This is a genomic window from Streptomyces sp. NPDC051018, from assembly GCF_044456085.1.
Taxonomy (GTDB): domain Bacteria; phylum Actinomycetota; class Actinomycetes; order Streptomycetales; family Streptomycetaceae; genus Streptomyces.
This window is the reverse complement of record NZ_JBITFN010000011.1, coordinates 203,660-224,666: the sequence shown is the minus strand read 5'-3', so window position 1 is coordinate 224,666 and position 21,007 is coordinate 203,660. Positions and strand designations below refer to the sequence as shown.

Annotated in this window: 17 protein-coding genes and 1 pseudogene; 12 read left to right on the top strand and 6 right to left on the bottom strand. The window is 70.5% G+C overall.

Features of this window, described 5'->3' with window-relative positions; genetic code table 11:
- Window positions 1–365: 365 nt before the first annotated feature.
- Complete coding sequence (locus tag ACIBCM_RS20835; protein ID WP_399245229.1) at window positions 366–1,688, bottom strand: alpha-2,8-polysialyltransferase family protein; 1,323 nt, start codon at window positions 1,686–1,688, stop codon at window positions 366–368.
- Window positions 1,688–2,701 carry a glycosyltransferase family 2 protein gene (locus ACIBCM_RS20830; RefSeq protein ID WP_399245228.1) on the bottom strand — a complete coding sequence of 338 codons (1,014 nt, stop codon included), beginning with the start codon at window positions 2,699–2,701 and terminating at the stop codon, window positions 1,688–1,690. The genes ACIBCM_RS20835 and ACIBCM_RS20830 overlap by 1 nt, the downstream gene beginning before the upstream one ends.
- Before the next feature lie 188 nt (window positions 2,702–2,889).
- On the opposite strand from ACIBCM_RS20830, the gene ACIBCM_RS20825 reads away from it, so the two are divergent.
- From ACIBCM_RS20825 to ACIBCM_RS20800, 6 genes are all read left to right on the top strand, one after another.
- A complete protein-coding gene (locus ACIBCM_RS20825; protein WP_399245227.1) occupies window positions 2,890–4,344 on the top strand; it encodes a DUF6716 putative glycosyltransferase in 1,455 nt (484 codons plus the stop codon).
- A 32-nt stretch (window positions 4,345–4,376) separates the two neighbouring features.
- Window positions 4,377–5,708: a cytidylyltransferase domain-containing protein gene (locus ACIBCM_RS20820; protein WP_399245225.1), complete on the top strand. Its 1,332-nt coding sequence runs from the start codon at window positions 4,377–4,379 to the stop codon at window positions 5,706–5,708.
- Window positions 5,709–5,964: 256 nt separating this feature from the next.
- Entirely contained in the window at window positions 5,965–6,888 is a 924-nt protein-coding gene (locus tag ACIBCM_RS20815; RefSeq protein ID WP_399245223.1) for an N-acetylneuraminate synthase family protein, read from the top strand.
- Window positions 6,889–6,926: 38 nt separating this feature from the next.
- Entirely contained in the window at window positions 6,927–8,165 is a 1,239-nt protein-coding gene (locus tag ACIBCM_RS20810; RefSeq protein WP_399245221.1) for a hypothetical protein, read from the top strand.
- A 306-nt stretch (window positions 8,166–8,471) separates the two neighbouring features.
- On the top strand, window positions 8,472–9,095 hold the full coding sequence (locus ACIBCM_RS20805) for a HEAT repeat domain-containing protein (RefSeq protein ID WP_399245371.1): 624 nt from the start codon (window positions 8,472–8,474) through the stop codon (window positions 9,093–9,095).
- Between the two features lie 6 nt (window positions 9,096–9,101).
- Window positions 9,102–10,106 (top strand): HEAT repeat domain-containing protein, encoded by a 1,005-nt coding sequence (locus tag ACIBCM_RS20800; RefSeq protein ID WP_399245219.1) that lies wholly within the window; start codon window positions 9,102–9,104, stop codon window positions 10,104–10,106.
- Between the two features lie 374 nt (window positions 10,107–10,480).
- On the opposite strand, the gene ACIBCM_RS20795 is transcribed toward ACIBCM_RS20800, so the two are convergent.
- Window positions 10,481–10,918 carry a VOC family protein gene (locus ACIBCM_RS20795; protein ID WP_399245217.1) on the bottom strand — a complete coding sequence of 146 codons (438 nt, stop codon included), beginning with the start codon at window positions 10,916–10,918 and terminating at the stop codon, window positions 10,481–10,483.
- 363 nt (window positions 10,919–11,281) lie between these two features.
- Here ACIBCM_RS20795 and ACIBCM_RS20790 point away from each other — a divergent pair, with 363 nt between their 5' ends.
- Window positions 11,282–12,511 carry an amidohydrolase gene (locus tag ACIBCM_RS20790; protein ID WP_399245370.1) on the top strand — a complete coding sequence of 410 codons (1,230 nt, stop codon included), beginning with the start codon at window positions 11,282–11,284 and terminating at the stop codon, window positions 12,509–12,511.
- Between the two features lie 112 nt (window positions 12,512–12,623).
- Here ACIBCM_RS20790 and ACIBCM_RS20785 read toward each other — a convergent pair whose 3' ends face one another.
- The 3 genes and pseudogenes from ACIBCM_RS20785 to ACIBCM_RS20775 all read right to left on the bottom strand — a co-directional run.
- Window positions 12,624–12,956, bottom strand: a complete 333-nt coding sequence (locus tag ACIBCM_RS20785) for a hypothetical protein (RefSeq protein ID WP_399245215.1) — start codon at window positions 12,954–12,956, stop codon at window positions 12,624–12,626.
- A gap of 542 nt (window positions 12,957–13,498) precedes the next feature.
- On the bottom strand, window positions 13,499–14,227 hold the full coding sequence (locus tag ACIBCM_RS20780) for an SDR family oxidoreductase (RefSeq protein WP_399245213.1): 729 nt from the start codon (window positions 14,225–14,227) through the stop codon (window positions 13,499–13,501).
- Between the two features lie 113 nt (window positions 14,228–14,340).
- Window positions 14,341–14,465, bottom strand: a pseudogene (locus tag ACIBCM_RS20775) (nitroreductase); the annotation flags it as partial.
- 636 nt (window positions 14,466–15,101) lie between these two features.
- Between ACIBCM_RS20775 and ACIBCM_RS20770 the strand changes: the two are divergent.
- The 5 genes from ACIBCM_RS20770 to ACIBCM_RS20750 all read left to right on the top strand — a co-directional run bounded on the left by ACIBCM_RS20770 (window position 15,102) and on the right by ACIBCM_RS20750 (window position 20,917).
- Window positions 15,102–16,145, top strand: a complete 1,044-nt coding sequence (locus ACIBCM_RS20770; RefSeq protein ID WP_399245211.1) for a BMP family protein — start codon at window positions 15,102–15,104, stop codon at window positions 16,143–16,145.
- Between the two features lie 194 nt (window positions 16,146–16,339).
- Window positions 16,340–18,067, top strand: coding sequence for an ABC transporter ATP-binding protein (locus ACIBCM_RS20765; protein WP_399245368.1), 1,728 nt, complete (start codon window positions 16,340–16,342; stop codon window positions 18,065–18,067).
- Window positions 18,064–19,185 carry an ABC transporter permease gene (locus ACIBCM_RS20760; protein ID WP_399245209.1) on the top strand — a complete coding sequence of 374 codons (1,122 nt, stop codon included), beginning with the start codon at window positions 18,064–18,066 and terminating at the stop codon, window positions 19,183–19,185. The genes ACIBCM_RS20765 and ACIBCM_RS20760 overlap by 4 nt, the downstream gene beginning before the upstream one ends.
- Window positions 19,182–20,513: an ABC transporter permease gene (locus ACIBCM_RS20755; protein WP_399245207.1), complete on the top strand. Its 1,332-nt coding sequence runs from the start codon at window positions 19,182–19,184 to the stop codon at window positions 20,511–20,513. The genes ACIBCM_RS20760 and ACIBCM_RS20755 overlap by 4 nt, the downstream gene beginning before the upstream one ends.
- The gene (locus tag ACIBCM_RS20750; RefSeq protein WP_399245205.1) at window positions 20,510–20,917 is read left to right on the top strand and encodes a cytidine deaminase; all 408 of its coding nucleotides are present in this window, start codon (window positions 20,510–20,512) and stop codon (window positions 20,915–20,917) included. The genes ACIBCM_RS20755 and ACIBCM_RS20750 overlap by 4 nt, the downstream gene beginning before the upstream one ends.
- The last annotated feature ends 90 nt before the right edge of the window (window positions 20,918–21,007 follow it).

The window sequence follows — 21,007 nt, the reverse complement described above, 5'->3', positions numbered from 1 at the left end:
GACGGACCTGGTGTCGGGGCGCGGTCATGGTGCGGGGTCCTGCGGGTGGAGCGCTGATTCGGGTTTGCCGGAATGTGGCGAGGGCCCGGGGCTGGGGTGCGTATTCCCTGCCTGTCCGGCGTTTGAGGACGGACCTGGTGTCGGGGCGCGGTCATGGTGCGGGGTCCTGCGGGTGGAGCGCTGATTCGGGTTTGCCGGAATGTGGCGAGGGCCCGGGGCTGGGGCGCATATTCCCAGCCCGTCCGGCGTTTGAGGACGGCCCCGGGCCCCAGGCCCGGTCACGGCGCGGGATCCCCACGGGTGGAGACCCGCCCCGCCGGAGCCCCCGCAACGGAGCCAAGGGGCCCGGGGCCCGCCCCCGGAGCTCACCCCCGCCGACCCCCCCGCTTCAACCGCCTCGCCTCCCGCACAACCCGCCGTACCGCCGAATGCCTGGGCACGGGCAGCCCGCCCGGCAGCCCCAGCGCCGTCAGCCGCCGCCGCTTGAAGTACCGCAGGGTCCGGGGCGTGAGGTGCGCCCCGAGATACGTCTCCGCCGCCTCGCGCAGATCGGGCCGCACTCGCGCCTGCATCGCGTAACCGACCGCGCTCACCAGGCCGTTCAGCCCCTCGGGCAGGGTCAGTCCGGCCAGGACGCCCTGGTCGAGGTCCTCCAGTTCCGGAAGCACCGCGTCGGTGATCGTCACGGGGATGCGGTTGCTGTTCTGATACGGGGTCAGCCGCTCCAGCAGCGGCTCGGTGCCGACCCGGGCCACGGGAATCCCGTAGAAGGTGCTCGCGGTGAACAGGGCCGTCGAGAAGCAGCCCGCGACCAGAGTGGGCCGCAACTGCCGGTAGAGCACCTCGGCGAGGAGCGGCCGGTCCAGGACGGTGAGTTCGACGTCGAGCGCGTCGGCCTCGCGCTCCAGCGCACGGGTCCAGGACGCGGGGGCGGTGGGGTGGGGCTTGAAGACGATCCGCCGGTGGCCCCGGGCGACCGCACCGCGGACCATGCGCAGATGGAGGTCCTCCTCCTCCTGCGGGGTGAGGATGCCGAGCGCGGCCAGATACTGGCCCAGCAGGAGTGCCGCGCCCTCCTCGTACGGGCCCACGGACACCGCGTCCGACAGCTCCGCCACGACCTTCACGAACGCCTCCGCCGGGACCACCCGCGCCTCGACGCCGAACTCCGCGAGGAGCAGGGGCTCCAGACCGGGTACCAGATCCAGATGGAACAGCCGGCGCACCCGCCCGCCGACGAGGGGATCGATCTGGTCGCGGGTGGGGCCGTAGCTCATCAGGCCGTCGGCGTAGACGTCCACGGGCGCGTCCGGGAAGATCTTGGCGATCGACAGGGCCGGTGTCACCTGGATGGACTCGACGGCCAGCTCGACCCGGTCGTCGCCGAGGCTCCACAGCATGCGCAGATACCGTTCCCACAGCGGGATGTCGCCCGTGCGGGGTGACCAGCCCCCGGGGTGGTAGGGCGCGACGGCCTCGTTCCACGACACCACGTCGTCGAACCTTCCGCGCAGCCGCTCGAAGCCCGGCATGGTGTCGAGGGACGGTGAGGTCTCCGGGACGGAAGCGTTGTTGGCGACCAGCAGCAGCCGCCGGTCGGCCGGGGTGAAGCAGCCGCTGTCGATGGCGGCGGCCAGCGTGGCGGCGCCGTAGAGGGAGGAGGCGTAGAAGATCTGAGTCGTGGGCATCAGGCCGCGACCTCACCGGACGAGCCGGGGGAGTTGGTCGGGCTGGTGGAGCCGGCGGTGGAGGAGCGCCTGCGGAGCCGTCGCAGCCGGGCCGCCCGTTCGGAATCCATGCCGTCGAGAACCTCCCGCAGCACGTCCTGCGGCATCCGCTTCAGCGCCGATGCGGTCACCGCGTACAGCTTCCTCGCCACCTTGGGTTCGAGCTGGTCCGCCCTTCCCAGGTGAAAGCAGATGAGGGCGCAGTAGGTGCGGACCACCTTCGGCAGCAGTTTCGCCGCGTCCCGGTCCTTCGCTGTTTCCTCGACTATCAGATCGAACGCGCGGGTGAAGTCGAGCTGCCGCATGTCCCCGATCTGCGTGAGCGATGTGGGGACCCCTCGGCGGTAGAACATGCCCATCTCACTCACGGCGGCAAACGATTCCGCTTCCCGGTGCAACCGCCAGATCCACGGCCGGTCCTCGCAGGTGCGCAGCTCCTCCACGAAATGCAGCAGACCCCGGTCCACGAGCCTCCGGTGAAACAGGCCGGTGCACGCGTTGGGGTAGTCCACGGCGGACGAGCGGTTCACCGGCAGAATCTCGTCGCGCGGCGACAGAACCTCGTTGCGCCGCGCGACCGGCACGCGGCGGATTTCACGGGCCGTGCCATTGACCTGCACATGATCGTTGCGGACAAAGTCGCATCCCAGATGCTCGATCGCTGTCACGAGTCGCTCGAAGTGCCCGGGTGAGGCCCAGTCGTCGCCGTCGAGGAAGCCGATGTACTCGCCTCTCGCGGCGTCGATGCCGGTATTGCGCGAGGTGGGGAGCCCGCGGTTTCGCTCGTGCCTGATCAGGCGCGCGCCCGGGATCTCGCGCACCCCCCGCTCCAGGACCTCCGGGGTCCAGTCCGTCGAGCAGTCGTCGACCAGGATGAATTCGAAGTCGTCCCTGGTATTCATCCGGAGACTTCTGAGGGTGTCGGGCGCGTATGTCTGCACGTTGTAGAACGGCACGATGACGGAGAGTTTCACCCGGGCAATGTAGCGCGACAACCGGAATCATGTCCCATGATGCTCTGGGGGGCCGGGAAAGTTGCAGCTGCCCGGGAAATTTTTGTAAAACTCTAAATCACGTAATAATCGATTTTAAATCTCTGTGAGTGCGTGAGCCTTGCTGCGATCTTTGCTTTTCCTTCTCTTTGCCCGTACTTTAATATTCCATGGCCCAATTCCTTGAAAACCTTCTTAGTGTCGCTGGGGTGCCATCACGTACAGACAAGGCCGTACGCGTCGCCGTGCTCGCCGACTCCGACACCCGGTGGAAGTGGGGCGCCCTGACCGCGCGCCGAATCGCTCCCGACACCGCCCGTCTCACCGGTTTCCTGCTGCGCGGCCGGGCCACGCCGACGGTCCGGCAGCTCGCCGAGGTCGGTGTTCCGGCGGACGAACTGCGCGAGGTGACCGGGCAGCAGTTCCTGCGGACCATCGCCGAAGGGGAGGACGGAAGTGAGGCTGGAGGAGGGGACGGAAGTGAGGCCGGCGGTGAAGGCAGGGGCGGCGGCGCAAGCGGAGGCGGCGGCGAGGAGGGGCCCGGTGCGTACGACGTCGTCGTGCTCGCCCTCGTCGGCGGCGCCGTCCAGGCGATGCTGCACGGCCTCGCGGCCCTGAAGCTGCGCCGCCGCCCCGTGGTCGTCACCGGTTATGTCGGCGTGGTCTACGAGAAGCTCTGCGACGGGCTGCTGCTGCGGCACGGCTGCGACATGGTCCTCGCCAACTCCCGTTACGACGCACGGCGGTTCCGCGAGGTGTACGAAGGCGTCGGCACCGACCCCTCCGCCGTCACCGAGGCGGCGCTGCCCTTCCTCGGCGGCGCGCCCTACCGGCCTCGGACCGGGCGCGACACGCTCGTCTTCGCCGCCCAGCCCTCCGTGCCGGCGACCCGCGCCGACCGGCTGTACCTACTGCGGCGGCTGGTGGAGCACGCCCGGTTCCACCCCGGCCGCGAGGTCCTGCTGAAACTGCGTTCCAAGCCGGGTGAGCACACCACCCACATCGAGGAACTGCCGTACCAGAGCCTCACGGAGCGACTCCCGGGCCGGCTCCCGCCCAACTTCAGCCTGGTGTACGGGAACATGGGCGAGGTCCTCGACCGTACGGATCTGCTGGTCACCGTCTCCTCGACGGCCGCGCTGGAGTCACTGCACCGGGGCATCCCGACCGCGATCCTCACCGACCTGGGCGTACGCGAGGTCCTCGGCAACCACCACTTCATCGGCTCCGGGCTGCTGACGTCCTTCGACCGCCTCGACGGGGGCCACCGGCCCGTACCGGAACCCGGCTGGACGGCGGACCAGGGCGTCGCCGCCGACGGCACGTACGACACCGCCTTCGACCCGGCGCGCGAGAGGCTCGCCGGGCTGCTGGCCGGGCGGGCCGAACTGCCGCCCGTCACGCCGTACTACACCCCCACCTCCGCGCCCGGCTATCTGCCGCCGCTCCTCGCGCGCCACCATCTCGCCGCCGACGGCACCCCGCTGGCGGCCGGCGCGGGCCGGGAGCCGAACGCCCGCGTACGGCGCGCGATGCGCGTGGCGGTACGCGGAGTGGCCCGGGGCGCCTACCGGCACGGCGTACAGCGCGTCGCCCCGGTGATCCGGCGGATGGGCCAACTGTGAACCACATAACGACTCTCCCGGGAGAACACCGGATGAACGTCCTCGCCGTGATCCCCGCCCGTGGCGGCTCCAAAGGCGTACCCGCCAAGAATCTCGCCGCCGTGGGAGGGATGCCCCTGGTGGCACGGGCCGTACGGGCGAGCCTCGCCGCGCGGCTCGTGACCGATGTCGTCGTCTCGACGGACGACCCGGACATCGCCGCCGCCGCGCGGAGGGCGGGTGCCGATGTGGTTCTGCGGCCGTCCGCGATCGCGGGGGACACGGCGACGAGCGAGGCGGCGGTGCTGCACGCGATGGGCGCCTTCGAGGAGCGGCGGGGCATGCCGGTGGACGTGGTGCTGCTCGTCCAGTGCACCAGCCCGTTCCTGACGCGGGAGGATGTGGAGCGCGTTGCGGCGGCGGTGGCGGAGGGCGGCGCGGACAGCGCGGTGACGGTGGCGCCGTTCCACGGCTTCGTATGGCGGGAGGGGGCCGGGGCCGGCGAGGCCGGAACCGCCGGTGACCGGGAAGCCGTACATGTGACGGGCGGTCGGGCCGTGGGGGCGACGGACTCCGGGCGAGGGCCGACGGACTCCGGCCAGGGGGTCTCTTGGCGGGGCGCGGCCCGCTCCGGGGCGGAGGGGCCGAATCCGGGCTCCGGCCAGGGGGTCAACCACGACTCCGCCCACCGGCCCCGGCGCCAGGACCGGCCCCAGGACTATCTGGAGACCGGCGCCGCGTACGCCATGAACGCCGAGGGCTTCCGCGCGGCCCGGCACCGGTTCTTCGGGCGGACCGCCCTCGTACCCACTGATCCCGCGCGCGTCCTGGAGGTCGACGACCCCCACGACCTCGACAGGGCGCGCGCGCTCGCACCTCTGCTGGACGTCACCGAGCGTCCCGCCCGGCACGACGTCGACGCCGTCGTCCTCGACTTCGACGGCACGCAGACCGACGACAAGGTCCATATCGACTCGGAGGGCCGTGAGACGGTCGCCGTCCACCGTGGGGACGGCCTCGGCATTGCACGGCTGCGGGCGGCCGGGCTGGCCCTGCTGATCCTGTCCACGGAGGTCAACCCGGTGGTCGCGGCCCGGGCCCGCAAGCTCCGGATCCCCGTGCTGCACGGCATCGAGCACAAGGACCTCGCGCTCAAGCAGTGGTGCGAGGAGCGGGGGATCGCGCCCGAACGGGTGCTCTACGTCGGCAACGACGTCAACGACCTTCCGTGCTTCGACCTCGCGGGCTGGCCCGTGGCCGTCGCCGACGCGCACGACGCCGTACGGACGGCGGCACGGGCCGTCACCGCGACGCGCGGTGGCGAGGGGGCGATCCGCGAGGTGGCGTCCTGGCTCCTCGGCCCGGCACTCGACGCGGTGCCGTAGCCCCCCTGCCCCGTACCACCTCACCAGGCTCCCCGTACCGCCTCACCCGCTCCCTTCACCACCTCATCCGCTCCCCGTACCACCCTGACCACTCCCCGTGGATACCGGTACCGCCACTCCCTATGGATACCGGTACCACCACCGCTCACCCCGTCCCCGTACGAACACCGGCCGGCTCGCGCCGATGCGGCCGTCTCCCGGTGTACCCGCGCCAACGGAAGCACCTCGCACCTCTCGCACAGTTAGGAACCGCACCATGAGCACGTCCCGTCTGCGCACCCTCGGCGACCGGACCACCGGTCCCGGCCACCCCGTGTACATCACGGGTGAGATAGGCATCAACCACAACGGGGACCTCGACAACGCCATCGCGCTCATCGACGCCGCCGCCGACGCGGGCTGCGACGCGGTCAAGTTCCAGAAGCGCACGCCCGAGATCTGCACCCCGCGCGACCAGTGGGACATCGAGCGCGACACCCCCTGGGGGCGGATGACGTACATCGACTACCGCCACCGGGTGGAGTTCGGGGAGGAGGACTACGGCCGTATCGACGAGCACTGCGCCCGGCGCGGCATCGACTGGTTCGCGTCACCGTGGGACACGGAGGCGGTCGCGTTCCTGGAGAAGTTCGACGTGCCCGCCCACAAGGTCGCCTCCGCGTCCCTCACCGACGACGAACTGCTGCGTTCCCTGCGCGCCACCGGCAGAACGGTCATCCTGTCCACCGGGATGTCGACCCCGCGCCAGATCCGGCATGCGGTCGAGGTGCTCGGCAGTGACAACATCCTGCTCTGCCACGCGACGTCGACCTACCCCGCGCAGCCCGAGGAACTGAACCTGAGGGTGATCGAGACCCTGCGGGCGGAGTACCCGAACGTTCCGATCGGCTACTCCGGCCATGAGACCGGCCTCCAGACCACGCTCGCCGCCGTGGCGCTCGGCGCCGCCTTCATCGAGCGGCACATCACGCTCGACCGCGCGATGTGGGGCTCCGACCAGGCCGCGTCCGTGGAGCCGGGCGGCCTGGCGCGCATGGTCCGGGACATCCGTACGATCGAGACCGCGCTCGGCGACGGGGTGAAGCAGGTGTACGCCTCGGAGCTGGCCCCGATGAAGAAGCTGCGCCGGGTGCCCGGTGTCGTGGCGGAGTCGGGCGACCGCGAACCGGCCGGGGTCTGAACCGGCCGCGCCCGCCCCGCGAAGTGACCTCCCCGCAGATGAACGTCGCGCTCGTGGAGAGCCCGGTCCAACTCCTCAACGTCCTGGAATGGGCGCACACCCGGTGGGGCGGGCGTGCCGCGCCGTCCGTACGCGTTCCCGCCCGGTGCGGCGGGGGCCGGGCCGCCGCCCCGGCCGGGGAGGAAGCCTTCGACCGGGCCGGGCAGGCGGCCTTCGACCCGGCCCGCAAGGCGGGTTCCCGTTCGGTCGGCCCACCCGGGGACGGCGGCTCCGGCCGGGTCCCGCCGTCCCGGCAGGGGGTCCCCGACCGGGCCGGCGGGCTCACCGTGGTCGTGCTGCCTCCGACCGATGTCCCGACGCGGGGTCAGCTGAGCCGGATGGCCGACCTGGCCCGGGCGGAGGGCGTCACCGTCCACTGGCAGGAGGCGCGGGGCGGGGCGGGCGGGCCGCTGAAGACCGTACGGAGACTCGTCCCGCTGCTGCACCGCGCCGGGCGGCTCGTCGTCGGGGACCCCTTCTCCCGCATGGTGCAGCTGCTGCTGACCTTCGTCCGCGCGGGCACGGAGCTGACGGTCGTGGACGACGGCACCGCCACCATGGAGTTCGTGGCACAGCTCACCCGGGGGGAGCGGCTGGAGCGCTGGCACCGCCGCGGCGGCAGGCGCGGTCCGCGCGAGATGGTGCTCGCGCCGGTGTCCCTGCTGGGGCGCCGCTCTCTGACGCCGTCCACGGCCCGCGGGGTCGAGATCTTCACCGCGATGCCCGTGGAGCCGCAGCCGGGAATCACCGTCACCGCCAACGGCTTCGACTGGACGCGCACCCGCTTCGGCCCGCCGAGGCTCATCCCGGGTGCGGAACTGATCGGCACCTCCCTGGTGGAGACGGGGGTGGTCGACCCGGACCACTATGTGGAGGCCGTCCGGGGTCTGGCCCGTACGCACGGAGCCGTGCGCTACTTCGCCCACCGGCGGGAGAGCCGGGGCAAACTCGACCGGATCGCCGCGGAGACCGGTCTGGCGGTCGTCCGGCCGGAGCTGCCGCTGGAGCTGGTGGCCCGGCGCGGGCCGATCGGAGCCACGGTCCTCAGTTTCCCGTCCACCGTCGTCCACACACTGCCGCTGGCGCTGGCGGGCTCCGGCGTCACGGTGGCCGTCTGCGACATCGCGCCGGAATGGCTCAGCGACGGGGCCTCGCCGAGGGCGCGGGGGTTCCTGGAAGGGGTCACGGACAGCGCGTCGGGCGCCGAGCGGCTGCCGGGAGCGGAGGGAGGGAGGTGAGGGCCCGCACGCGCACGCGGCGGACGGAGGGGTCCGGTGACCTCACGGCGTAACTCCGCTTGACCTTGACACGGTGACAGGGTCTTCACTGAAGCGGAGGAGGTGGTGGTCCCGATGAGCGCCCCGGCACAGGACAGCGACACAAACACAGGCACGGACACAGGCACGGACACGGACACAGGAACGAGCACAGGCACAGGCAAGGACACAAACACAGGCACAGACACAGACACAGACACAGACACAGACACAGACACAGACACAGCTACGGATCCGGCTACGGCTACGGATCCGGTTCTCCAGGGGCTGGAGGACAGCCGCCCGTCGGTACGACTGCGGGCGGCGCTGGCGGTCGGTACGGCCCCAGGCCCGGGGTTCATCGGCAAGCTCGTCGAACGATGCGCGATCGAACCCGACTTCTCCGTGCGCGAAATGCTGACATGGGCGCTCACCCGCCACCCGGCGTCCCTGACGGTCCCGGCGCTCGTGCGTGAAGTCCGCTCGGAGCGTGCGCAGGCACGGAGCCAGGCGCTGCACACGCTGTCCAAGATCGGGGATCGGACGGCGTGGCCTGCGATCACCCGGGCGCTGCTGGCGGACAGCGACGACGAGGTGGCGCGGAGCGCCTGGCGGGCGGCGGTCGCGCTCGTACCCGAGGACGAGAAGCCCGGGTTGGCCTCGGCGCTGTCCACCCAGCTCGGGCGGGGCGGACGGGAGACGGGGCTGAGCCTCAGCAGGGCCCTGATCGCGCTCGGCGGTGAGGTCATGGCGCAGGCTCTGCGCGCGGCGGCGACGGATCCCGACCCCCGGGTCCGGGCGCACGCGCTCGCCACGGAACGGCTGGCGCGGGACCCGGACTCCGGATTCGAGTTCGCGATCAAGGAGGCGAAGCGCGCCGCGGTCCTCGACGGGCCCGGCCAGGAGGGATGACGGACGGTGCTGATCGGTGAGGTGGCACGGCGGTCCGGCGTCAGCACCCGCATGCTCAGGCATTACGAGTCGCTCGGCCTGGTACGGCCCACGGGTCGTACCAGGGGCGGCTATCGGGAGTACTCCGGCGAGGACATCCGGCGGATCTTCCATATCGAGAGCCTGCGGTCGCTGGGGCTGTCGCTGCGGGAAGTCGGGCGCGCGCTCGACGACCCCGGCTTCATGCCCTCGGGGCTGATCGACGACCTCGTCCGCCAGACACGGGAACGCATCGAGGCCGAGACGAAACTGCTCACCCGCCTCTGCCGGATCGGTGCCGCGGAACCCACCGGCTGGGAGGACGTCCTCCAGACGGTCGCACTCCTCAGGGCGCTGGGGTCGAAGAGCGCCCGAAAGCGCCAGCGCGCCGCCCTCTCCTCGGTCGAGGAGGCTCCGGTGCCGGTGGAAGCACTGGTGGAGGCCGTGCTGAGCGAGACGGACCCGGTCGTCGCCGGAGCCCTTCGCTGGGCGCTGGCGCAATCGGGCGACGACGGACGGGCGCTGCTGGCGGAGGGCCTCGGCTCTCCGGACGCAGAGGTGCGGAAACGCGCCGTCCAGTCCCTCGCCGAGATCCCGGACGGCGAGGTGACCGCGGTACTGCGGGACGCCCTCGCGGACCCCGACGTCGTGGTCCGCCGATACGCGGCTCTGGCGCTCGGGGTACGCGGTGTGGCCGACGCGGTCCCGACGCTCATCGACATGATCGCGGAGGGGACGAACGACGTCGAGGCGGCCGACGCGCTGAGCGCGCTGGCGAGCCGTCCCGCGCTCGCGGACCGGATCGCCGCCGGGCTCGTCGACCGGCTCGCCGGCGGCACCGTGGAATCGTCCGCGCGCCGCAGGCTGCCGCAGGCGCTCGCGGACATCCCGGGAGACACGGCGTCGGGTGCGCTCGCGGAACTGTCCCATGACGAGGACCGGGTCGTCGCGCGTACGGCGTCGTACATTCTCGGGCTGCGCGACGCACGCTGACGGCTCTTTCCCGGGAGGCCCGTCTCGCCACCGGCCCGCCCGAGCCACCGGCCCACCCGGCCCGCGTAGGCGCGGGGCTGACGGGGGCCGCCCGGGTGCGCCCCGTACGAGAGCGCTCCTCGGCCCGGCGACCGTACGTCCCGACCCCCGGCGGACCCCGTCCTCCGGGCGGTGGTATGGCGCACGGGGAGCGACCGGGCCCGCGGCGACGGCCGTCACCGGGGCGTCGGCCGCGCTCCGGGGCGCCGGGCCGGGCGCGGGACAGCACGGGCTGTCCTCCGGGCGGACGGCGCCGGCACGCCGACAGGCGGCCCGGGGACCCGCCGACCGTTGGGCGAACCGACCGCGGGCGTACCGTCGGCGGCCCTGAGCCCTCAGCCCAGCTTCTCCGCGAGCATGATGATGATCCCCTCCGGCCCGCGGATGTAGCAGAGCCGATAGCTGTCCTCGTACTGCTCCACCCCGCCGAGGAGCTCCGTACCGCGGGCTTCGAGCCCGGCGACGGTGGCGTCGATGTCATCGACCGAGAAGGCGATACGGCGGATGCCCAGGGTGTTCGGCGGGGCGTTCCGGTCGCCGGTCCGGGCCGCGGGGGAGTGGAACCGCATCAGTTCGAGCTGCCCCTGGCCGTCCGGGGTGTTCAGCATCACGATGTCCACGCGGACGTCCTGGAGCCCCACGACCCGGTCCACCCAGTCGCCCCCGACCGGCCCCTCACCCACCACCGTCAGGCCGAGCTCGACGAAAAAGGCCGTCGTGGCCGCGAGGTCCTCGACCACGATGCCCACGTTCTCCATGCGCTGGATCGTCATGGGCCCGACGGTAGCGATACGACGGCCCCGGCTCCACCGTCCCTGGCTCCCATGTTCCCGGCGCCGGCCGGCGAGAATCAGCCTCGTCCCCTGTGCCCCTCTGCCTGGGGTGGCCGGGGTGGCCGGCCCGGAGGTGACCCGGTCCCACCGACAACTCCGGTGCCCCGGCCACTCGGGCACGGCGTCCGCCGGGCGGAGGCGGGCGAAGGCGTGTACGGTCGGAAAGAGGCGTGAGTTTACCCACACACGTGCCGAATCATGCACCTCGGGGCTGTGTTTCTATCCCCTATCGGATTGAACTTTTGTTGATCAGTGGTCAGTTGACCCCTGCCTGGCCGTACTCTTCAACAGGTGAACCAACTGATGTCCCGAGAGTCCGAAAACGATCTGCCCGGGAGCGTCGAACTCCCCGGCACGCTGTCCGAATCCCTGCGCGCCGAGCTGATCGCCTTCCGGCGCGATCTGCATATGCACCCCGAGCTGGGCAACCAGGAGTTCCGTACGACCGCTGTGATCAAGGCCCGGCTGGAGAAGGCGGGCCTGGAGCCGCGCGTACTCGGCGTGGGCACCGGACTCATGTGTGACATCGGTTCCTGGGACGGGGTGACACCCGCGCTGGCCCTGCGCGCGGACATCGACGCGCTGCCCATCCCCGACACCAAGGTGGGGGTGCCGTACCGTTCCACCGTTCCCGACCGGGCCCATGCCTGCGGGCACGACATCCACACCACCACGGTTCTCGGCGCCGGGCTCGTCCTCGCCGAACTGCACCGGCAGGGGCTGCTGCCCCGGCCGGTACGGCTGATCTTCCAGCCCGCGGAGGAGGTCCTGCCGGGCGGAGCGCCCGACGCGATCGAGTCGGGCGTGCTGGAAGGCGTCGGGCGCATCATCGGTGTGCACTGCGACCCGAGGGTGGACGCGGGGGTCATCGGGCTGCGTCCCGGGCCGATCACCTCGGCGTGCGACAGGCTCGAAATCACCCTCGACGGGCCCGGCGGGCACACCGCGCGTCCCCATCTGACCACCGATCTGGTCACCGCGGCGGCGAAGATCGTCACGGAGGTGCCGGCGCTGCTGGCACGCCGGGTGGACGCGCGGTCCGGGCTCGCGGTCACCTGGGGCCGTATCGAGTCCGGGCACGCCTGCAATGTGATCCCGCAGCACGCGGAGCTGTCCGGTACCGTGCGCTGCCTCGATCTGCCCGGCTGGCGCGCGGCCCCCGATCTGGTGCACGCGGCCATCGACGAGATCGCGACGCTGCACCGGGCCAAGTCGCAGATCAACTACATCCGCGGGGTGCCGCCGGTCGTCAACGACCCGGTGGTCACCGAGTTGCTGCGCGAGGCGCAGACGGTACGGCGGGGTGTGTACGCGATCGAGGACACCGAACAGAGCCTCGGCGGCGAGGACTTCTCCTGGTACCTGGAGCAGGTGCCGGGCGCGATGGCGCGGCTCGGGGTGCGGGTCCCCGGGGACACGGCGAAGAGGGATCTGCACCGGGGGGACTTCGACGTGGACGAGGAATCGATTCGCGTGGGGGTCGAACTGTTCACCGCGGCGGCGCTGCTGGACGCGGGCCACGGAAAGGAATAGTCCAGGCTCCTGGTATTTCGCCGCGATAGCCTTCAGGAACAGCCGACGAGGCGCCCGTGAACGACACGGGCGCCTCGTTTGCTTATGGAGAACCGAGCAGAACGGTCAGTGCTCAGTACCTGTCGGCAAAGGCGCGATCGGGTACCCGGAAGTCAGGGCAGTACTTCCTGGACTCCTCGCCATTCTTCTTCCAGGGTCCGAAGTAGACATTACCGCCGCACCAGACCTCGACCCGGACCCGGCCGCCCTCTCCCATGCCTGTGCACGAAGCCCATCCGTACTTGTACTGGCCGCCCCGGATGCCCGCTCCGCAGTCGGCCATAGCTGCGGAATCCGAGGCGGAAACCGACGGTGCGGTGGCCGCGGCCGAGGCGGTCGGCGCGAACCCCAGCATCATGGCCGCTGCGGCCACACCGACGAGCGAATTCTTTGCAATGCCCCTCAAAACCCCTCCTCAATTGATCGATTCGCCACGCCCGCAAAGCCCGTTGTCAGGGCGGGGCGATCGAATTAACGGCGACTTCAGTGGCCATGTTGTATCAGCGGTTCCCATGGCCCACAAGAGTGTTGGCCGTTATTGCGCGCGGCATCTTCGTCATCACGTGCTTATTCGCTCCGGCCGTGATAGGTAAATACCAATGAAGGTGGCCGGCCGGTGGTGATTTTTCGTACGGGAGGAAAACACGGAAGTGCGCGTCGGCGTCCCGGCACCGGATCGGTCCTCGGTCGCCGGACGGGCCGGGTGCTGCCGTCCTTGCCCGGTGGCGGTGCTCCGGAGCACGGTTCGTCCTCAAGCGCCGGACGGGCCGGGGGGCGAGGGTCCCGCCCTGTGACCGTGACCCGGCACACCGCCCGTCCTCACCGGCCGGACGGGGGCAGGCCATCAGTCGGAGGCGGGGCAGCAGTCCAGTCCGGCACAGGCCGCAGCCCGGCCGGCGCGACGACATGACGGCCGGGCCGGGACGAGAGACATGGCGACCGGTGTTCTCAGGAGAGCCAGTCGGCGTAGCGGGTGGCGGCCAGGTGGGCGTTCCTGTCGGTGAGGACGTCACCCTTGACGGCGGCGAACATACCGGCGCTGGGGTCGGTGACGACGGTGCGGTGGTCGCCCTTGTGGGACAGGGTGAGCCGGCCCAGCTCGTCCAGGGTGAAGATCTCGGGGCCCGCGATGTTGCGGATGCCGTTCAGCGGGGCGCCCGTGGAGACCTCCGCCACCGCGGCGGCCACGTCCTTGGAGGCGATCGGCTGGATCGGCGTGGCGGGCAGCCGGACGGTGTCGCCGTCGGCGGTCCAGGACAGAACGGCGTCCATGAACTCCATGAACTGCGTCGCCCGGACGATCGAGTAGGGGATGCTCCCGGCGGCGAGGAGGTTCTCCTGGAGCGCCTTGGCACGGTAGTAGTCCAGCTCCGGCACCCGGTCCGTGCCGACGATCGAGAGGATGACCACGTGGCCGACGCCGCCCTTGCGGGCCGCGGCCAGGAGGTTGTCCATCGAGGTCCGGAAGAAGGCCGGGGAGGCTTCGTCGAAGGTCGGGGAGTTCGTCAGGTTGACGACGACGTCGGCTCCCGCCACCGCCTCGTCCAGTCCCTGGCCGCTGATGACGTCGACGCCGGTGGACTGCGAGTGCGGTACGGCCTCGTGCCCGGCGGCGGTCAGGTTCTTGACGACCTGTGACCCGATCAGTCCGGTACCGCCGATGACTGCGGTCTTCATGGCATGCCTTTCGTGGGGGGTCATGTGCGGAACATGGCACATGAATAACTAGATGGGCTGGGCATGGAACGGGCCTCGTCCACCTGGGGAGGGGCGGCGTCAGGGGCCGTCGCGGTCTGGAGATACATGCCCACGTCCGCCCACTGGGGCCGGGCCATGCCGCGGTCGATGTAGCAGAACAGGGTGGCGGGCGCGCCGAAACGTCCCAGTTCGCGGATGCGGCCCTCGCCGCACCCTCTCCGGTTTCCCCGGGCCCGTCACGGGTCGGGGAACCTGCCCAGTCCAGCCCGTCCGGCGTTTGAGGACGGACCTGGCCCAGGGCAGGGGCCGCTTGGCGTGACCGCCCGGGCGGATCCACGTATTCCCAGCCCGTCCGGCGTTTGAGGACGGACGTTGCTCCGGTGCACGGTTACTTGGCGGGGACCCGCAACACCCTCCGGTTTCCCCGGGCCCGTCACGGGTCGGGGAACCTGCCCAGTCCAGCCCGTCCGGCGTTTGAGGACGGACCTGGCCCAGGGCAGGGGCCGCTTGGCGTGACCGCCCGGGCGGATCCACGTATCCCCGGCCCACCCGACGCCTGACGACGGACGCCGCTCCGGAGCGCGACCACCCGGCGAGGGCCCCGCACCAGTACGGCCCCGCACCCGAACCCGCACCCGCGGGCCCCGCGCCCGCCCCCGCGGCTCAGGGCACCCCCTCCCGGCCACCCGAGATCGCTCGACGCGCACCCCCACCCTCCCCGGGCTACCCTGTTCACGACGATCCGATAACGACTCATGAACAGGTCTTTAACTGACATCTACGCGCGTTACGATCGCCGCAAAACCAGCGCCGGAAGAGGCGCTTTCGGTCAGTCTCGAAGGGACCCCTCCTCTTGCGCCGGGTATCCAAGATCACTGCCGCGTGTATCGCGACCGCGGCCCTCGCCCTCACCGCCACCGCGTGTGGCGAGTCGTCGACCGACTCGGAGTCATCGAGCGGCGACAAGAAGCTCAAGGTCGGCATGGCCTATGACGTCGGCGGCCGTGGTGACAACTCCTTCAACGACTCCGCGGCCCGCGGCCTGGACAAGGCCAAGGCCGAGCTGGGCGCCGAGACCAAGGAACTGACCGCGAAGCACGGGGAGACCCCGGCCGACCGCGAGGCCCGCCTCACCTCCCTCGCCGAGGGCGGCTTCAACCCCGTCGTCGCCGTGGGCTTCGCCTACAAGGACGCGGTCGACAAGGTCGCGGCCAAGTTCCCGGACACGAGCTTCGGTCTGGTCGACTCCGTCTCCGAGGCGAAGAACGTCGACAGCATCGTCTTCACCGAGGAGCAGGGCTCCTATCTCGCCGGTGTCGCCGCCGCGCTGAAGTCCAAGGACGGGCAGATCGGCTTCATCGGCGGTGTGGACCTTCCGCTGATCAAGAAGTTCGCCGCGGGCTTCCAGCAGGGCGTGCTGGAGACCAACCCCAAGGCCAAGGTGCAGATCCAGTATCTGACCACGGGCACGGACCTCTCCGGCTTCGGCAGCCCCGACAAGGGCAAGGCCGCCGCCCAGGGCATGCTCGACAAGGGCATCGACATCATCTACGCGGCGGCGGGCGGCTCCGGCGCCGGTTCGATCGAGGCCGTCGCGGGCAAGCCGGGCGCCTGGTCGATCGGTGTCGACTCGGACCAGGCCAAGGACCCGGCCCTGTCGAAGTACGCGACCACGATCCTGACGTCCGTCGTCAAGAACGTCGACACCGGAGTCTTCGAGCTGGCCAAGTCCGTCAAGGACGGCAAGCCGCTGACCGGTACGCACTCCTACTCGCTCGCCGAGAACGGTGTCAGCCTCACCACGACCGGCGACCACCTCAAGGACATCCAGCCCAAGCTGGACGAGGCGAAGAAGAAGATCGTCGACGGCACGATCAAGGTCAAGACCACGACCTGATCCACCCGCCGACCGGGGCCCGGACGGGCGGCCGCGCCGCTCCTCCCGGGCCCCGGCCCGTACCATTTCTCCGCCTCCCCGAGAATGTTCCGGCGCTACGCGCGTAGTTCCTCGGTTACGCGATAGTTTTCGCCACCACGCATCCGGCACCACCCCTCCTATGCTCCTCCGCTCCTGCCCAGGGAGAGTGCGTCATCAAAGCGTCCAGCAGTCCCCACGCCGTACAGCTCCGGGGAATCACCAAGCGATTTCCCGGAGTCGTGGCCAACCACGACATCGACATCACCGTGCGCCGGGGCACCGTCCACGCCCTCGTCGGCGAGAACGGCGCGGGCAAGTCGACTCTGATGAAGATCCTCTACGGCATGCAGAAGCCGGACGAGGGCACGATCGAGGTGGACGGCGAACAGGTGTCGTTCTCCAACCCGGGTGACGCCATCACCCGGGGCATCGGCATGGTGCACCAGCACTTCATGCTCGCCGACTACCTCACCGTGCTGGAGAACGTCGTCCTCGGCTCGGAGAAGCTGTACGGGATCGGCGACCGGGCCCGCGCCAGGATCCGGGAGATCTCGGACGCGTACGGTCTGGGCGTCCGCCCCGATGTGTACGTGGAGGACCTCGGTGTCGCCGACCGCCAGCGGGTGGAGATCCTCAAGGTCCTCTACCGGGGCGCCCGTACGCTGATCCTCGACGAGCCGACCGCCGTCCTCGTACCGCAGGAGGTCGAGGCCCTCTTCGACAATCTGCGCGGGCTGAAGGCGGAGGGCCTGACCGTCATCTTCATCTCGCACAAGCTGGGCGAGGTTTTGTCGGTCGCCGACGAGATCACCGTCATCCGGCGCGGGACCACCGTCGGCACCGCCGACCCCGCGACCACGACCGCCAGGCAGCTCGCCGAGCTGATGGTCGGCAGCGAACTGCCCTCGCCCGAGACCCGTGAGTCGACCGTCACCGACGTCCCCATGCTCACGGTCGAGGACCTGCGGCTGACGGCCACCGACCCGGACGGCGTCGTCCGCGCGGTGCTCGACGGCATCGACTTCACCATCCACAAGGGCGAAGTGCTGGGCATCGCCGGTGTGGAGGGCAACGGCCAGTCCGAACTGGTCGAGGCGATCATGGGGATGCGTGCCCTGGACACCGGCAGGCTCACCCTGGGCACCGAGGACATCTCCCATACCCCCACCCGCAAGCGGCGCGAGGACGGCATGGCCGTCATCCCCGAGGACCGCCACCGCCATGGACTGCTGCTGGAAGCCCCCCTGTGGGAGAACCGCATCCTCGGCCATGTCACGGAGAAGCCCAACAGCAAGGGCGCGTTCCTCGACCTCAAGGCCGCCCGCGCCGACACGGAGCGGATCGTGCGGGAGTACGACGTACGGACCCCCGGGATCGATGTCACCGCGGCCTCCCTCTCCGGCGGCAACCAGCAGAAGCTGATCGTCGGCCGCGAGATGAGCCATGAACCCCGGCTGCTGATAGCCGCGCATCCCACGCGCGGTGTGGACGTCGGCGCGCAGGCGCAGATCTGGGACCAGATCCGGGCGGCGCGCCGGGAGGGCCTGGCCGTCCTGCTGATCTCCGCGGACCTGGACGAGCTGATCGGGCTCTCCGACACCCTGCGTGTGATCTACCGCGGCCGGCTGGTGGCGGACGCCGACCCCGCCACGATCACCCCGGAGGAGCTGGGCTCGGCGATGACGGGCTCGGCCACCGGCCACCTCGAAGCCCCCGCCGACACCGTCCCCGGGCCCCGGCCCGAAACCGGCACCACCGAAACCGAGCCGCCGGCCACCGAGCTCCCCGCCACCGAAAACCCCGGCACCGAGCTCCCCGCCACCGAACCCCCGGCCGACGGGACCTCCGCCGGCGGGACCCCCGAAGGCGACGGCCCTCAGAACGGGGGAGAGGACCGATGAAGAAGTTCGACAAGGAGCGAGTGCTCCTGGGGCTCGCGGCCCCCCTGCTCGCGATCGTCGTCGCGTTCCTGGTCACCGCGCTCGTGCTGGCCTCCACCGGCAAGGAGCCCTTCAACGCCTTCGGCATCATGTTCGACTACGGCAGCAAGTCGGACAGCCAGGTCTACATCCTGAACAAGGGCACCACCTACTACCTCGCGGGGCTCGCGGTCGCCGTCGGCTTCCGGATGAACCTGTTCAATATCGGTGTCGACGGCCAGTACCGCCTCGCGGCCTTCTTCGCCGCGGCCCTCGGCGGCGCGCTGACCCTCCCCGGGCCGCTTCAGATCGTGATGATCATCCTCTGCGCGATGATCGTCGGGGCGATGTGGGCCGGGATCGCCGGTGTCCTCAAGGTCACCCGCGGAGTCAGCGAGGTCGTCTCCACGATCATGCTGAACGCCATCGCCACGGCGATCATCGGCTATCTGCTCCAGGTGGGCCGCCTCGGCCATCTCGACCAGGCGGGTACCAAGATCTCCACCAAGCCGATCCCCGAGTCCGCGCGCTTCTTCGAGTTCCCGACCTCGCCCGCTCCCGTCTGGGGCTTCATCGTGGTCGCGATCGTCGCGGGCATCGCCTTCTGGTTCACGCTTTCCCGCACCCGCTTCGGCTTCGACCTCCGTACCGTCGGCCTGTCCGGCAGCGCGGCCGAGGCCAGCGGGGTCAATGTGAAGCGGATGGTCGTCACCTCCATGCTGATCTCCGGCGGGATGGCCGGTCTGATCGGTATGCCGACGCTGCTGAACGACTCGTTCGAGTACAGCGGCGACTTCCCCGTCGGCATCGGCTTCACCGGTATCGCCATCGCCCTCCTCGGCCGTAACAACCCCGTCGGTATCGCGCTCGGCGCACTGCTGTGGGCCTTCCTGGAGCGCGGCAGCGGCCAGCTCGAATTCAAGGGCTACGACAAGGAGATCGTCGGCGTCATCCAGGGCGTCATCGTCCTGTGCGTCGTCATCGCCTACGAGGTGGTGCGCCGCTACGGCCTCAAGCGCCAGCAGCGCCAGGTCGGCGCGGAACTCGCAGCCCAGGCCCGGAATACCGGCAACACCGACAAGCAGGAGGTGTCGGCGTGACCGTCACGGCGACTTCCACCCCGCCGCCCGCGGCTCCCCAGGTGAGCGGCGGCAGCGGCAAGCGCGGGCGCACCCGCCTCTCCTTCCCGGTCATCCTGCTGCTCGCGGCGGGCGCGCTCCTCGCCCTGTCCACGATCCGCTGGATCGGCACCACCTTCGGCTTCATCCCGGACGCGGACATCGACAACTGGTGGGCGCTCACCGCGAACGGCCAGATCACCGCCGCGCTCGCGATGGCCGTACCGATCGGGCTCGCCGGTCTCGGCGGGCTGTGGGCCGAACGCGCGGGCGTGGTCAACATCGGCCTCGAAGGCATGATGATCCTCGGCACCTTCTTCGGTGCCTGGGCGGGCTGGCAGACCGACCCCTGGATCGGGGTGCTCGCCGGTGTCCTGGGCGGGATGTTCGGCGGTCTGCTGCACGCGGTGGCCACCGTCACCTTCGGCGTCGACCACATCATCTCCGGTATCGCGATCAACATCCTGGCGCTCGGCGCCACCACCTACTTCGCCAAACTGTGGTTCAACAGCGGTGAGGCAGTGGACAAGGGCGGCAGCCCCAAGCAGTCACCGCCCGCCGACGACATCACCACGGTCACCGTGCCCGGGCTCTCCGACTGGCTCAAATCGATCGAGAAGGAGCGCGATTTCTTCGTCGCGGACGTCGCGGGCTTCTTCGGCGGACTGGTCACCGATGTGTCGCTGCTGACGATCGTGGCCGTCCTGCTCTTCGTGATGACGTTCGTCGTGCTGTGGAAGACCTCGTTCGGTCTGCGGCTGCGCTCCTGCGGTGAGAACCCGATCGCGTCCGAGTCGCTGGGCGTCAACGTCTACAAGTACAAGTACATCGCCGTGATCGTCTCCGGCGGTATGGCCGGACTGGGCGGCGCGTTCCTCGCCCTGGTCACCTCGCACATCTACAACGAGGGCCAGACCGGCGGCCGCGGTTACATCGGCCTCGCCGCGATGATCTTCGGCAACTGGCGGCCCGGCGGACTCGCCATGGGAGCGGGCCTGTTCGGCTACGCGGACGCGCTCCAGCTCCGCAACGGCGGCAGCACCGTCCATGTGATGCTTCTGCTGCTGGTGATCGTGCTGCTGGCGATCGCCGCGTGGAAGGCCTACCGCAAGAGCTGGATCCAGGCCGGGGCCAGCGCGGTCATCGCCGTCGGTGTGCTGATCTGGTTCCTCAACACCGACACCGTGCCGGTCGAGTTCGTGGCCGCCACCCCGTATGTGGTGACCCTGCTGGTGCTCTCGCTCTCCGCCCAGAGACTGCGGATGCCGAAAGCCGACGGAATGCGCTACCGCAAGGGCCAGGGCAAGTGACCGCCCCCGGGGCCGCGGCCGGCTTCGACTGGGAGGTGCTGCGCCGTCGGGCCCGCGAGGCCATGACCCGCGCGTACGCCCCCTACTCGGGGTATCCCGTCGGAGTCGCGGCACTCGTCGACGACGGGCGCACGGTCACCGGCTGCAATGTGGAGAACGCGTCGTACGGGCTGTCGCTGTGCGCGGAGTGCGGGCTCGTCTCCCAGCTCCACGCCACCGGCGGCGGGCGGCTGACCCACTTCACCTGTGTGGACGGCGAGGGCCGGAGCCTGGTGCCGTGCGGCCGGTGCCGGCAACTGCTGTACGAGGCCGGGGGGCCCGGGCTGCTGCTCGACACCCCCGAGGGCATCCGGACGATGGGGCAGATGCTGCCGCAGCCGTTCGGCCCCGGGCATCTCGCGTAGCGCTGTGACCGGAGAGTTCACCGGGGGACCTCTCCGGTCACATCACTGGACCAGCCGGGCCGCCCCCGTCAGGGGTCGGGGGCGTCCCGG